A 13,625-nucleotide genomic window follows, 5' to 3' on the forward strand; every position below is an offset into this window, starting at 1 on the left:
TTTCAGTGCACGATCAGGGCTGGGTGATCGCAGCTCGGAACGACTCGTCCTTGAGGAACAGGGAGGTGTGGTCGGCGCCCATGTGGGTCCATTTGAGATTCAGACCGCCGTCGACCAACAGTGTCTGCCCGGTGATGTAGCTCGACAGGTCGGAGAGCAGGAACAGGATGGCACCTGCTTGCTCCTCCGGCCTCCCCCGTCGTCCCATCGCGATGGCGCGACGGTCTCGATCCACATCTTCGTCGACATAGGTCGTCGACGCCGGTGTGGCCGTCACGCCGGGTGCGACCGCGTTGACGCGGATGTCGTCAGTGGCCAGCTCGACGGCCATGGTGCGGGTCGCCGCAACGAGCGCCGCCTTGGCAGTGCCGTATCCGACGTGGAACGGCGCGGTGTTCATCCCACTGATCGACGAGATCGACACGATCGATCCCCGGCGATGGTGCGACTGGAGCTCGGCCGCAACGGCTTGACTCATGAAGAACATGGTCTCGAGATTTGCGGTGAACAGTTCACGCCAGTCCTGCCGGCTCACCCGCACCGACGGCATCCAGGTCGCCGGGGCGGCTCCGCCTGCGACATTGACCAGGCCGTACATAGGATCGGGCGCACGTCGAGCGGCGTCGATCACGGCGGCGATGCCATCGTCGGTGGCGACGTCGGCGGGTACCGGTATCACCGAAAGGCCGTCGGTGACAAGCGGATCGATGTGAGTCGTGAGGTTGTCGACCGACCGACTGACCGCGATGACGGTGGCACCGGCCTCGGCCACCATTCGGGTGACCGTGGTCCCGATACCGCCTCCCGCAGCGCCGGCGACGATCACCGTGCGCCCGGACAGGTCGACGAAATCGTTGGACATCAGTGGTTCACGCTCCCTTCCGCACGGCCAGGACGCTGCCGTCGGCGTCACCGGAGACGTACAGCGTTCCGTCCGGTCCCGCCGAGATTCCGGCGAACGGCCCCTGAGGCCCCGAGAAGGGCTCCAATCCCCGCAACGGTTTCGGCGTGATCCCCGGAGGCGCGCCGACCGGCAGGTGTTGCGCGATCGTCTGCCTGCTCTTGGTCTCGAGATCGAAGCCGACCAGCGTCTTGGCCGCGGTGTCGACGATGTACAGCGTGCTGCCGACCACCGTGATCCCCTGCGGCGCTTCGAGACCGTCGATGACGGTGTCAGTGCCCGAGCCGCGTACTGCGACGATCCGGCCCGCCCCGGTCTCCGCGACCAGGCAGGTGCCGTCGGTCGTGAAGGCCACGCCGGTCGGGTGATCGAGGTCGCGGGCGGCGACCGTCGAGCTCGATCCGTCGACCATGATCACGGTGCCGGCACCGAGATCGGCAGCCGCGATCACGCCATCGGCGGAGACGGAGACCCCGTAGAGTTGGTCGAATCCTTCTGCGACGACTTCGGACTCATTTCGCGCAGGTGCGTACCGGGAGATGGTGCCGTTGCCGGTGACCACGAACTCGCCGTCACCGGTCGCGGTCAATCCTCTGATGTATCCGGGATAGCCTGGGCTGAAGAGCATTCCGGCCACACTCAAGGTTCCGCCGGTCGTTCGAGCCAAGAGGAAGGTTCCGTCGGCGATGTACAGCGTTCCGTCCGTCCCGACGGTGAGGTCGAGTGGCCAGGTGAGCCCATCCTCGAGCGCGATACGCGTCTCACCGGTCGCGAGGATCTCGGTGATCTGACCGGTGAAGCCGGAGACGAACAGTCGACCGTCGACGAAGGTCAGATTGTCCAGGCCCGGGGACAGTTGGGCGAGGAGGGTCTGCTCCCCGTTACGCGGATCGATGCGCAGCACCTGCCCGGACCCCACCTGGGTGGTGACGATGTTCCCGGCGGCGTCGAACTTGACGGCGTCGGGCCCACCGAGTCCATCGGCAACCCGTTCCGGCTCACCGCCATTCGGATCGATTCGCCAGATCTCGTTGGCACCGAGAAGCGGATAGTAGAGCTTGCCGTCGGGTCCCACCTCCATGGCATTGGGCATCGGCAGGTTGTCTTGCAAGACTTTTGGTGCACCACCGTCGAGCGGCAGTTCCATCAGACGGCCACCCGGACGGCATTCGTTCACGAACAGACGGCCTTGATGGAATGTGATGCCGTTGGCACCCGGCAGATCGTCGCGGAGCAGTTTGGTGGCCCCGTTCGCTTCTCGGATGCTGACGCGGCCGTCGTAGTACTCGGTCACGTACATGTCACCGTTGTCGGCGAACGCGAGATCGTCCGGAGCGATGATGTCACTGCCCTGGGCACTGACGGTCTCCAGAGCCCCGTTGTCGATGTCGATTGCGGTGATCTGACTTCCGGCCACCTGGGCCACGTACACACGCCCGTCGGGTCCGGTGCGGATTCCGTTTGCACCGAACAATCGGCTGGGACTGGTCAATCGTTCGAGATGCCATCCTTCGGCCAGGTCGAAGGATGTGGCAGCGGTGTAGCGGGCCGTCGAGGTCAAGGTCGGCCTCCCGTCGTGAGGAGCGGTGATGTCGGCAAAGCGCGCGGTACCCCCACCACGCGTTCCCACCCCCGGGCTGCCTCGTGATGTAGACCACACTTTGCTGAGTGCCGAGTCTAACCTCATACCCGCAATGTTTACAAGGATTGCGAGTATTGCATTGTCGGGTGACGTCGAGGCCCTCGCCCGGCTTTCTCCGCCGTGGATTCGGACCCACCGCGCCCCTCGGAAACCGCCCCAGAAGTGCGCCCACCAGCGCGTTCTCGGTGACGTGATGTCAACGGCGCCCGTCTGGCGGGCGGTTATCCGGGGCCGCCGATTCTTTGGGTGGGATTTGAGGCCGGGCTCGGGGTGAGGCTTTGGGGGCAGGTTTCGGCAGTGGGCACCGATTCAGGAACGGATCTGGACTGCCCGGCCTCATCGTCCACAAACTCTGAGCTCTCCACAGATCCCGCGCTCCGGCCGTTCGATCGGCCTCGGACCACGGAGATCCGCCCACACTCACGGTGTGGACTTCCAACAGCTCGTCGAGCACAACGGTGTGGTGACACTTCTTCAACAACGAGTAGGAGTCTGTGTCGGCTCGACCGAAGAACACCGGTTACCCACCCACGTGGAGGTTGGGTGCAGACTTTGGTGGTCGGCAAGAGCCTCGGCGAAACGCCAGACGGCCCTTGCGGCGGCCCAGTTCTCCTGGTTCACGCAGGCGCCGCCGCATCCACAGCTGCGGTGAGTTCGCCAATGGTGCGCGGTTGTACCCATTTCCCGTCGAGGAACAACGTGGGGGTGCCCTGCACACCGAGGGCCAGACCGCCTGCAATGTCGGTGCGGATCCGTTCGAGCGTGGCGGGGCTCTTGTAGGCGGTGTCGAAGGTCGCTACGTCGAGGCCGAGGTCGATGGCGAAGCTACGGAACAGGGTCGTCGGCGGGGACCCGCCGTTCGCCCCACTGGGATTGTGTGGTGAACATGCGCTGACACATCTGCTCGAATCGGCCTTGTTGGGCGACGGCTTCGAACGCGCGGGCAGCGCGTTCGGCGTTGAAATGTCCGGACATGGGAAGCAGCGGACGACGAATGTGATTCAGTCGCCTTAGGTGCTTCGTAGGTCCTCGATGATCGGGTAGACGGCGCCGCAGGCTTCGCACTCAAAGTCGAATGTGCGCTCGTTCGAAGTGGTGCCAGCGCTGCTGAGGATGAGCGGCGGAAGCGGCTGCTGCCATCTCGGTGCGGTGGACCCTCTCGCCGGGTCACTGATGCGTGGCATGACCAGTCCCTTCTGTGCTGCAGCAGTCGCACCCATCGGGCTCGCCGGCGCGCTGGCCGATACTGGGTGCGCAGCATGCGTCGCCCTTCCAGGCGTTGATGCCCTCGCGGACTGCGATCGCCGCGATAACCAGCGCCGCGATCGGATCAGCCCACGACCATTCGAGCAGGCTGTTGAGAACCAGCCCGACCAACAGCACTGCCGAGAGGTACGTGCACAGCAACGTCTGTTTGGAGTCGGCGACCGCGCTCAACGAGCCGAGCTCACGGCCGGCGCGACGTTCGGCCCACGACAGCAGCGGCATGATCAGCAAACTGACCGCTGCCAGTGCGATGCCGATCGAGGAGTGACGCGCCTCGTCACCCACACCGAGTAGGGACCGTAGCGAGTCGATACCGACGTAGGCTGCCAGGGCGAAGAAGGAAAGCGCGATGATCCGCAAGGCGACCTTCTCGCGGCGCTCCGGATCGGAACCGGTGAACTGCCACGCGACCGCGGCGGCCGAGGACACTTCGATCACCGAGTCCAGCCCGAAGCCGATCAGTGCCCCTGAGGACACACGTGCGCCCTCGCTGATCGCGATGATGGCCTCGATGACGTTGTAGGTGATGGTCGCGGTGACGAACCAGCGGATGCGGCGCTGCAACAACTCCCGACGCGCACCGTCGAGGGCGGGTCGACCCACCGACGGTAAGCCCAGCTCGGCGGCCATCAGCAGCATCCCTGCTCGTCGGCGGTCGGACAACAGGCCGGGTCGACCGCGAGAACTAATCCGAGGAGGTCATCCAGGGCGTGGGCGATGCGGCCATCGGTCAGCTCGTACCGAGTGCGGCGACCCTCGGGCACTGCAACAACAAGACCACACCCCCGCAGGCAAGCAAGATGGTTCGACAACGCCTGCCGCGACACCCCGATAGCCTCAGCCAACTCCGCAGGATACGCGCCGCTGCCCCGCAGCCGCAACAGCACCTGCGTGCGCGTCGAGTCCGACAACGCGTAACCAAACCTCGTCAGCGCATCGCGCTGACTCACAGCGACAGTCTCCACGAAGCCAACGGTACACGGATTACTGTATTCAGAAAAGAATGAATAATGCTCGATCGGTGACTGTCAATGAACTCGTCGACCTGTCGTGCGGCTGGCGATCTCGCAGTGGCCTGCCGCACCGGGGAGCACCTCAAGGCCGAGCAAAATCCTGGGCGGAATTCGGGCACGCAGGCGACAGACCGGGCAGAAAGCTCGGTGGCGACCAGGAAGCCAGAGCTGGCGGCACCACGTATCCGGACCGGAAACCGTTTGGCGAGCACTTATTTCGAGGTGGACCAAGCCAAACGACCGAGAAACGAGATGCAATCCCAGGAAGCACGCACCCGTCCAAGGCGGACCTCACGAAGCGAGCCGAGATCCCCTGCCGACGTCCGGCCCCCAGCGAAACGGACGACGTCGATACACCCGCGCCTACGCCACCGGCACCGGGAACCCACCTGCGTGCAGGACCGAACCGGGCAAGCGACGACCGAACAGGTCCTCGAGCCACTCTCCCGCCTCGTGCAACGACGACGCGTCCAGACCGTGCCGGATGCCGCTGCGATCCAAGGCGTACACGAGGTCCTCGGTGGCGATGTTGCCCGTGGCGTTGGGCGCGAACGGGCAACCACCGATGCCGCCGAGGCTGGCATCGAGCACCGTCACCCCGGATTCGACGGCCGCCAGCGCGTTGCCGATACCGCAGCTGCGGGTGTCGTGAAAATGTGCCCGAAGTGGTGTCTCGGAGACGAGATCACTTGCCACAGAGAATCGTTCACGCACATCGCGCGGCACCGCGACACCGATGGTGTCGGCCAACGACAGTTCGGTCGGCGGCTCTTCGAGAACGCCGTCGAGCACCGACCGGAGCCGATCCACCGACACCTCGCCCTCGAACGGACAACCAAAGGCGACCGCGATCGTCAGGTTGGCGGTGATGCCGTGTTGGCGCGAGGTCTGTGCGATTCGCTTCCAGATCTCGATGCCACCATCGACGTCGGTGCCCTGATTGCGATTGCTGAACGTATCGGTGCAGTGGACCACCGCATTGATCTCGCCGACACCGGCGGCAACCGCCCGGTCCAGACCACGCTCGTTGAGCACCAACGCGCTGTAGACCACACCGTCGTCGTCGGGCAGCAGGCCGACGAGGTCCTCCGCGTCGGCCATCACCGGGACCTTCTTGGGATGCACGAAGCTCGTGACCTCGACGTTGCGTGCGCCGAAACGCACTGCACGCTGCACCAATTCGAGTTTCTGCCCGGTCGACAGTTCGACCTTCTCGTTCTGCAGTCCATCGCGGGGAGCGACCTCGACGATGGTGACGTGGGGCTGTGTCGAATCGGTCACGCTCATGACGACATCTTACCGAAAGACGAGATGTTCTCGATCGCGGCGTCACTGCCGATGACCCGGAGTTGATTGTCCATCTCGGCCCGCAATGCGCCGGCGAGTCCGTGCGACCACGACTCGTTGAGCATGCGTTTCGTACCAGCCAGAGCGGTCGGTGAGAACGCAGCCAACCGCTGCGCGATCTCGTCGCCGACCCCGCGCAGTTCCTGTTCATCGACGACCCGGTTGATCATCCCCATGGCCAGGGCCTGCTCGGCAGGCAGTTTCTCGCCGAGCAGACACAGCTCCCGCGCCCGACGCTCCCCGATCAGCCTCGGCAGCAGCCAGCTGGCACCGCTGTCCAGCGAGAGTCCTCGATGGATGAACAGCTGCGCGAACCTCGCACGATCACTGGCGTACACGAGGTCGCAGGCCAACGCGAGATTGAGCCCGGAACCGGCCGCGATCCCGTCGACGAGTGCGATCGTGGGGATCGGCAACTCGTGCATCGCGAGTACGCATCCGTTGGAGACCTCGATGCGCTCCGGCAGCGAATCCGGATCGTCGAGCAGGCCTCCGACGTCGGAACCGCCGCAGAATGCGCCACCCGCACCGGTCACCATCAGGACCCGGTCGCGACCGCCGACGTCGAGGCCGTCGAGGTGAGTGGCGAACTGTGCCCACATCTCGTCGGACATGGCGTTGCGTTTCTCGGGACGATCCAGGGTGATCAGCGCGACACCGTCGGCCCGTTCGAGTCGAACAGTCATGACCGACCTCCGGTTGCGGCGAACCCGTAGTCGGATTCGAGTGTGCGACCGATGATCTCACGCATGATCTCGTTGGTTCCGCCGAAGATGGTCTGGATCGGGGCGTCGAGATAGGCGCGGGCGATGGGGTATTCACGCATGAACCCGTACCCGCCGTGAAGCTGCACGCCCAGTTGCACGATGTCCTGCTGCAGCTCGGTGGTCAGCAGTTTCGCCTTGGCCGCATCGTGCCCGGAGACCTCACCGTTGTTGTGGCGCAACACCAGACGATCGAAGAGCATCTCCACCGAGTCGAAACGGGCGGCCAACTCGGCGAGCTTGAAACGGGTGTTCTGCATGTCCAACACTCGCTGACCAAAAGCTTCGCGCTGCGCGCAGTAGTCCACGGTGTGGCCCAGAGCGGTACGGCATGCCGAGATCGCCGAAGCGGACAGCCCCAACCGTTCCTGGGCGAGGTTCTGCATGAGGATGCTGAAACCCTTGCCCTCGCCACCGATGAGGTTGGCGGCGGGTACCCGGGCATCGTCGAAGAACAATTCGGCGGTGTCCTGACTGCGCAGGCCGATCTTGTCCAGGTGACGACCTCGGGTGAAGCCCTCCGTACCGTCCTCGACGGCGATCAGGCTGATGCCCTTGCGTTTCTGGCCGGGGTCGGTCTTGGCGGCGACGACATAGAGGTCGGCATTCAAGCCGTTCGTCACAAATGTCTTGGCACCGTTGATCACCCAGCTGTCTTCGATACGAGCCGCGGTCGTACGGATGGATGCGAGGTCCGAACCCGTCCCCGGTTCGGTCATCGAGATGGCACCCATGATCTCACCGGTGACCATCTTGGGCAGCCAGCGGCGACGCTGGTCGTCATCGGTGGCGTGCATCAGGTAGGGCAGCACCACATCGTTGTGGAGCGTGATGCACATTCCCGATCCGATGACACCTGCACGCTGCAGTTCCTCGCCGATGATGACGTTGAACCGGAAGTCGTCTTGCCCGAGCCCGCCGTATTCCTCGGCCACCGCCATCCCGAGGAATCCGAGTTCGCCCGCCTTGGCGAACATGTCGCGGTCCACTCGACCGGCCTCCTCCCACTTCTCGTGGTGGGGGACGATCTCGGTGGTCACGAACGAACGGAAACTCGCCCGGAAATCCTCGTGTGTCTCGTCATAGATCTCGCGTTTCATCTCGCCGCCTATCGCGCCGTCCAGCCGCCGTCGACGGCCAGGATCTGTCCGGTCAAGAAGGTGCTCGACGGTGATGCCATCATCAGCAGCGGTCCGTCGAGTTCGGAGAGCCGTCCGGGACGACCCATCGGGGTATTGCGCTTGATCCAGGCCGCCGACTTCTCGTTCTCGAACATCTCATCGGTGAGCTCACTCGGAAACCATCCCGGCGCAATGGCATTCACGCGAATGCCCTTCGACGCCCACTCGGCGCCCAGCTGCCGGGTCAGGTTGATCACGCCGCCCTTGGCCGCGCAGTACGCAGCCTGCGCGACCGGCCACGACCCGACCAATCCGAGAATCGAGGCGATGTTGATGATCGAGCCTCCGTCCGGCATGGCTTTGGCCGCCTCGACGGACACCTGGAAGATCGCGGTCAGATCGACGTCCAACGTCTTGCGGAAATGCTCGACCGAGGTCTCCAGCGCAGGTTTGTCGTCGGCCCACCCGGCCGCGTTGACCACGATGTGCGGTCCGCCGAGGCGCTTCGCCGCGCCGATGAGTGCCACCACGTCGTCGGAGTCGGTGACGTCGCATTCCTGCGCAACCGCGGCGCTACCGTCGGCGACCAGTTCGTCGAGACGGTCCTTTCGGCGAGCCGCGGCCACCACCTGGGCCCCGTTGCTGCTCAGGACCGAACAGAAGTGCCGACCGATACCGCTCGATGCCCCGGTGACGACGGCCACCAGGCCGTCGAGATCCGCGCTGACCGTCACGAGAGACGCTCGATGATCGTCGCGTTCGCCATACCGCCGCCTTCGCACATGGTCTGCAGTCCGTAGCGACCGCCGGTCCGCTCGAGCTCGTGCAGCAGGGTAACCATCAGCCGCGCGCCCGACGCACCCAACGGATGCCCCAGGGAGATTCCGCCACCGTTGACGTTGAGCTTGTCGACGTCGGCCTTCAGTTCACGCTGCCAGGCGAGCACGACCGGCGCGAATGCCTCGTTCACCTCGAACAGATCAATGTCGTCGACGCTCAGATCGGCCTTCTCCAAGGCCTTTTGGGTGGCCGGGATCGGCGCGGTCAGCATGGCGACGGGATCGTCGCCGACGACGGTCATCTGTCGGATCGCGGCTCGCGGCTTGAGCCCGAGCTTCTCGGCGACGTCATCGCGCATCACGAGTACGGCGGCGGCGCCGTCGACGATCTGCGAGGCGTTGCCCGCGGTGACGCTGCCTTCGGGGAGGAAGGACGGCTTGAGCGCTGCCAGCCCTTCGGCAGTGGTGTTCTCGCGGATCGGCTCATCGGCGGTGAGCTCACCGTCGATGGTGATCTCGCCGCTGTCCTTGTCGCGCACCTTGCGCGTGACCGCGAAGGTCTCGCGATCGAAGCGTCCCTCGGCACGTGCGGTCGCGGCCCGCTGCTGACTCGCCAGCGCGTAGTCGTCGAGTTCCGCGCGGGTCAAGCCCCACTTCTCCACGATGAGCTCAGCGGAAAGTCCCTGCGGGACAAGCCCGGGTGTGCCAAAGGTCTCCCGATCGGCGTAGCGCGCCTGGAGTTGCTCCCCGTAGACCTCGCGGATGTCACCACCTGGCGCGTTGGAGAACATCGCGACAGTGCTCATGCACTCCACACCCGCCGCGATGACGATGTCCATCGCACCGGACAGGACGGCCTGGGCGGCGAAATGGACAGCCTGCTGGCTTGAGCCACACTGACGGTCGATCGTGGTGCCCGGGACCGTCTCCGGAAGCCCCGCCGCCAACGCAGCATTGCGGGCGATGTTGGTCGACTGCGGCCCGATCTGGGTGACGCACCCGACGATGACGTCGTCGATGAGAGCGGGGTCGATACCTGCACGCTCGACGAGTTCGGCGATGGTGGCACCGGCGAGTTCCACCGGGTGCCATCCCGACAGCGATCCGCGGCGTTTGCCGATCGGTGTCCGGACTGCTTCGACGATGACTGCTGTGGACATGGGGGTGTCCCTTTCGAGATGGGTGGATGAGAGTTGTGTGGTGTGTGCGACGATCCGAGGACGCGGGTACGCCGAGATGCCGCGCGCCGGCAGACGTGCCGCGAACCGTCTCCGGGCCCGCCTGCGCGACGCGGGAACGGGACACGGGTCAGCTCCGCACGGAGCAGGTACTCCGGCAGGGCGCGCGGCCGCGCAGAGGAACGAGCGCTCAGGCGACGGCGTGGACCAACAGGTCCACACAGCCGGAAGCGACTGCGCGGTCACGCAACCGGGCCGGTGTACCACCGATCGCCGCGGTCGCCCGCGAGCGCCGGAAGAACAGATGCGCGTCGTGCTCCCACGTGAAGCCGATGCCTCCGGACACCTGGATGAGTGAACTCGCAGCGGCGGCGAACCCGTCACCCGCATCCGCGCGTGCGAGCAGCGTGAGCTGTTCGGCGGAGACGGCATCGCCGCGGTCGACCGCATCGGCGGCCGCGGCTACGAGTGCCCGCGCCGCGACGGTCGCGACGGCGGTCTGCGCGCATCGATGCTGGATGGCCTGGTAGGTGCCGATGACCTTGCCGAATTGTTCCCGGACGGTGGCATAGTCGACCATTCCGGCCAGGCATCCCTGCGCGCCGCCGACCTGCTCCGCAGCCAACAACAGCGCATCCAGGGTGCGGTGTGCCGTCGCGGCGGCATTGTCACCGCCCGAGGTGAGCAGGACCGCAGGAACGTCGGAGACAACCACGTCGGCCAACGGCGTCGACAGATCGACGGTGGGCACCGAGATGCGCTCCACCCGCGTCGGACGCGCCGCGGGCGCGATCAACGCGATCGCCGGTCCGTCGACCGTCGTCACCGTCGACAGCACGATGTCGGCAACCGCACCGTGGGTGACCGCCCCGAGGCGGCCGGTGACCCGACCGTCCCGGAACTCCGCACCCGACTCACCGACGATCGTGGACACCCCCGCGACGGTTGCGCCACTGAGGAAGTCGCCGATCACCGATCGCAACTCGGTCGGCACGTCGTCGGGGACGATGCCGTGCAGCGCCGCGGCGAGCAGCACGCTTGCGCGCGCCGGCCCCGGGTAGAGAGTGGCCCCGCATTCCTCCACGGCCGCCACGAGATGGGAGGTCGGCAAGCCCAGTCCGCCCCACGTCTCGGGTGCCGCGATACCGGTCAGACCGACCTGTTCGGCCAACACACTCCAACCGTCGCGGTCGAAACCCGCTCCTGCGGCGACGTTCTCGTCATCACGGTTGCGCCGCACCTCGTCGATCCCGGGCCAGTCGCGAAAGTACTCGCGTAGCGACGCGCGCACCTCGTCGACCGAGATCTCCGGTGTCACATGCTGGTCCACGACCGCTCCCCCATCCACTCGCTGATGGTCTCGACGGCCTTGTTGAGGTAGGGGATCTGCTCCTTGCCCGAGTAATAGTGGGTTGCACCCTCGATGGTGTGCAACGTCTTGTCGTGGTATCCGACTGCGTCGTACAGGCGATGCGTATGGCTCGGGGTGCACGCATTGTCGGCCGAGTTGCCGATCACCAGGGTGGGCACCTCGAGATCGGCCGCACAGCGGGGACCGTCGCCGTGGGCGTCGTCGTAGCTCCACTGCGACAACCAGCTCCGCAACGTGGTGAAGCGAGCGAGACCGACCGGACCCATGTTGACGATTCGCGGATCCCCCAGGTAGCAGCCGGGTTTGCGATCGTTGGGGTCCAGGGTGAGATCGAGCCAGCGCGGGTCGGCCATGGTGCCGTGCACGTTGAAGGCACGCTCCATCAAGGGTTCTCCACGGCCGCGCAGGTCGGCGAGCTGTTCTTTGACCCACGCGGTGATCCGACGGTTGCGGTCGATCTGGGCTGTCCGGTAACGCTCGATGAACTCCGGGGTGTACGGCGCCTGGTTCGGATTGTTCGGGTTGTAGATGTCGAGCTCGGGGTCACGCTTGTCCGGGTCGTTCTCGTCGAGGATGGACGGGTCCATCCATTCGGTCAGCGTGCCGTGACGGCTGACGTGAGCGGCGAGCAGCATCATGCCGTCGGCGGCCGGCAGGTCCAGTTGTGTCAGGTCGGGGCCCTCGCCTGCGGGCGTCTGGGTCACGGTCGCGTGCTGTGCCTGCTGCTGGTAATACAGCGACAGCGCACCGCCACCGCTCCAGCCTGCCAGCACGACGTTCTTGTAGCCCAGGCGTTCTCGTGCGTCCTTGACGCACGCGCCGAGATCCTGGACCACCTTCTCCATGATCAGCGCGCTGTCCACGCCGCGGTAACGGCTGTTGCAGTAGATGACGTGGTGTCCGGCACGCGGGAGTGCGTTCGACATCGGCAGGTAGGCGCCGCCGCCGATCGGGTGCATGAAGATGATGACCGTGTCGGCGGGCACCCCCTTGGGCTTGAGCAGGTAGCTCTCGAGGACCACGCTCTCGGTGACGCCTCCGTAGGTGTCCCGGTAGGCGGAGGTGTCGTCGAAGACGACCAGATAGGGGATGCGGTCGTACTCGAAACGCTTGCTGCTCATACCTGAACCTCTTCCTGGACCTCGACGTGCGTCGAGTTGATCATTGCGGGCGTCGGGGTCAGACGCTTGTGGGTGTCGATCGAGATGACCTGCCATTCGACACGCTCGTCCTGCTCGAATCGACGCCGGGCGCGTTCGCGGGCACGCTCGGGAATCCCGTGGTGAATGCCTTGCGGGGCATGGCCGATGAGACCGGGAGGCATGTCGATTCCGAACACGCTGCCCCCGTGGTAGAAGGCGATCTCGTCGAAGTCGGTGTTGCGGTGGTACCACGGCAGACGTTCGACTCCCTTGCGCCCCTCGGCGGGACGCGGCAGGAAGTTCATCACGTACACGCCGGTGGCCTGCATGAACAGGTGCACCGTCGGCGGCAGATGCACCGTCTCCGAGGTGATCACGTCGTAATCGGAGAGGTTGAACGTGAACGCGAAGTTGTCGCCCTTCCAGCCCTCGACGTCGAGGGGGTTGAACGCGTAGAAGATCGAGGTCTTCCCCTCGCGCTGACGGAAACGGACCTCGTACTCCTCACGACCGTCGTCCGGAAAAGCTTCGGCTTCCGGCACCACGGCCAGCGACGAATCGAACGGGAAGAACCGGCCGAGAACACCGGCCTCGGGAACCCGGAACTCCTCGACGGCTTCGATGATCAGGAAGTGACACTGGTCTTCGGGGATCTGACGGTATGTCGTCCCCTTGGGGATGTACACGTAATCGCCTGGGCGATAAGCAAGCTTGCCGAATTCGGTCTCGAAGTGACCGGTGCCCGCATGGACGAAGATCAGCTCGTCTCCGTCCACGTTGCGGGTGTAGAACGGGGCGGTCTCGCTGCGCCGGCTCAGCAGGATGCGGCAGTCGTCGTTGTAGAACATGAGCAACGGCTCGCCCGCAGGATCGATCTGATCTGTCGGCGTGAGGTCGTAGGTCTGTCGGTCGAGGCCGCCGAGGTCGCCGACCGCGCGGTACTGGGTCGGATCGTTGCGGCGGTAGAGATGCGCGGTACGGCCGGTGAACCCGTATCGGCCCAGCTCGTCGTCCTTGAGGTCCTCCACATCTCGGTGGACCTGTCGCGGTGTGCGCCCCTTGCGGTGCTGGATGAATGATTCCATGTCGGAACTCCTGTT

14 protein-coding genes are annotated in these 13,625 nt (G+C 65.3%); all 14 read right to left on the reverse strand.

Annotated features, from left to right (window positions below; translation table 11 throughout):
• Window positions 1-13 precede the first annotated feature (13 nt).
• Window positions 14-862 (reverse strand): SDR family NAD(P)-dependent oxidoreductase, encoded by an 849-nt coding sequence (locus AAFP35_RS02635; protein ID WP_419219989.1) that lies wholly within the window; start codon window positions 860-862, stop codon window positions 14-16.
• A gap of 7 nt (window positions 863-869) precedes the next feature.
• A complete protein-coding gene (locus AAFP35_RS02640) occupies window positions 870-2,462 on the reverse strand; it encodes an SMP-30/gluconolactonase/LRE family protein (RefSeq protein WP_419219990.1) in 1,593 nt (530 codons plus the stop codon).
• Between the two features lie 698 nt (window positions 2,463-3,160).
• Entirely contained in the window at window positions 3,161-3,379 is a 219-nt protein-coding gene (locus AAFP35_RS02645) for a DsbA family protein (protein ID WP_419220438.1), read from the reverse strand.
• Entirely contained in the window at window positions 3,369-3,518 is a 150-nt protein-coding gene (locus AAFP35_RS02650) for a hypothetical protein (RefSeq protein ID WP_419219991.1), read from the reverse strand. Before AAFP35_RS02650 ends, AAFP35_RS02645 begins: the two co-directional genes overlap by 11 nt.
• A 192-nt stretch (window positions 3,519-3,710) precedes the next feature.
• Complete coding sequence (locus tag AAFP35_RS02655) at window positions 3,711-4,439, reverse strand: cation transporter (protein ID WP_419219992.1); 729 nt, start codon at window positions 4,437-4,439, stop codon at window positions 3,711-3,713.
• On the reverse strand, window positions 4,439-4,774 hold the full coding sequence (locus tag AAFP35_RS02660) for an ArsR/SmtB family transcription factor (protein ID WP_419219993.1): 336 nt from the start codon (window positions 4,772-4,774) through the stop codon (window positions 4,439-4,441). Before AAFP35_RS02660 ends, AAFP35_RS02655 begins: the two co-directional genes overlap by 1 nt.
• Window positions 4,775-5,185: 411 nt before the next feature.
• Entirely contained in the window at window positions 5,186-6,109 is a 924-nt protein-coding gene (locus AAFP35_RS02665) for a hydroxymethylglutaryl-CoA lyase (protein WP_419219994.1), read from the reverse strand.
• Window positions 6,106-6,855, reverse strand: coding sequence for an enoyl-CoA hydratase/isomerase family protein (locus AAFP35_RS02670; protein WP_419219995.1), 750 nt, complete (start codon window positions 6,853-6,855; stop codon window positions 6,106-6,108). Before AAFP35_RS02670 ends, AAFP35_RS02665 begins: the two co-directional genes overlap by 4 nt.
• Window positions 6,852-8,033 (reverse strand): acyl-CoA dehydrogenase family protein, encoded by a 1,182-nt coding sequence (locus tag AAFP35_RS02675; RefSeq protein ID WP_419219996.1) that lies wholly within the window; start codon window positions 8,031-8,033, stop codon window positions 6,852-6,854. Before AAFP35_RS02675 ends, AAFP35_RS02670 begins: the two co-directional genes overlap by 4 nt.
• A gap of 8 nt (window positions 8,034-8,041) precedes the next feature.
• Window positions 8,042-8,788 (reverse strand): SDR family NAD(P)-dependent oxidoreductase, encoded by a 747-nt coding sequence (locus AAFP35_RS02680; RefSeq protein ID WP_419219997.1) that lies wholly within the window; start codon window positions 8,786-8,788, stop codon window positions 8,042-8,044.
• Window positions 8,785-9,993, reverse strand: coding sequence for a thiolase family protein (locus AAFP35_RS02685; protein WP_419219998.1), 1,209 nt, complete (start codon window positions 9,991-9,993; stop codon window positions 8,785-8,787). Before AAFP35_RS02685 ends, AAFP35_RS02680 begins: the two co-directional genes overlap by 4 nt.
• A 208-nt stretch (window positions 9,994-10,201) precedes the next feature.
• Window positions 10,202-11,341: an acyl-CoA dehydrogenase family protein gene (locus tag AAFP35_RS02690; RefSeq protein ID WP_419219999.1), complete on the reverse strand. Its 1,140-nt coding sequence runs from the start codon at window positions 11,339-11,341 to the stop codon at window positions 10,202-10,204.
• Window positions 11,326-12,504 carry an alpha/beta fold hydrolase gene (locus AAFP35_RS02695; RefSeq protein ID WP_419220000.1) on the reverse strand — a complete coding sequence of 393 codons (1,179 nt, stop codon included), beginning with the start codon at window positions 12,502-12,504 and terminating at the stop codon, window positions 11,326-11,328. The genes AAFP35_RS02690 and AAFP35_RS02695 overlap by 16 nt, the downstream gene beginning before the upstream one ends.
• A complete protein-coding gene (locus AAFP35_RS02700) occupies window positions 12,501-13,610 on the reverse strand; it encodes a homogentisate 1,2-dioxygenase (RefSeq protein ID WP_419220001.1) in 1,110 nt (369 codons plus the stop codon). Before AAFP35_RS02700 ends, AAFP35_RS02695 begins: the two co-directional genes overlap by 4 nt.
• Window positions 13,611-13,625: the final 15 nt, after the last annotated feature.

The organism is Gordonia sp. CPCC 206044, assembly GCF_048537895.1.
Lineage (GTDB): Bacteria > Actinomycetota > Actinomycetes > Mycobacteriales > Mycobacteriaceae > Gordonia.

What these genes read in the sequence shown, in the direction of transcription:
- AAFP35_RS02635 (WP_419219989.1), bottom strand. Translation starts at nt 862, where the DNA reads ATGTCCAACGATTTCGTCGACCTGTCCGGGCGCACGGTGATCGTCGCC.
- AAFP35_RS02665 (WP_419219994.1), bottom strand. Translation starts at nt 6,109, where the DNA reads ATGAGCGTGACCGATTCGACACAGCCCCACGTCACCATCGTCGAGGTC.
- AAFP35_RS02670 (WP_419219995.1), bottom strand. Translation starts at nt 6,855, where the DNA reads ATGACTGTTCGACTCGAACGGGCCGACGGTGTCGCGCTGATCACCCTG.
- AAFP35_RS02655 (WP_419219992.1), bottom strand. Translation starts at nt 4,439, where the DNA reads ATGGCCGCCGAGCTGGGCTTACCGTCGGTGGGTCGACCCGCCCTCGAC.
- AAFP35_RS02695 (WP_419220000.1), bottom strand. Translation starts at nt 12,504, where the DNA reads ATGAGCAGCAAGCGTTTCGAGTACGACCGCATCCCCTATCTGGTCGTC.
- AAFP35_RS02675 (WP_419219996.1), bottom strand. Translation starts at nt 8,033, where the DNA reads ATGAAACGCGAGATCTATGACGAGACACACGAGGATTTCCGGGCGAGT.
- AAFP35_RS02700 (WP_419220001.1), bottom strand. Translation starts at nt 13,610, where the DNA reads ATGGAATCATTCATCCAGCACCGCAAGGGGCGCACACCGCGACAGGTC.
- AAFP35_RS02685 (WP_419219998.1), bottom strand. Translation starts at nt 9,993, where the DNA reads ATGTCCACAGCAGTCATCGTCGAAGCAGTCCGGACACCGATCGGCAAA.
- AAFP35_RS02650 (WP_419219991.1), bottom strand. Translation starts at nt 3,518, where the DNA reads ATGTCCGGACATTTCAACGCCGAACGCGCTGCCCGCGCGTTCGAAGCC.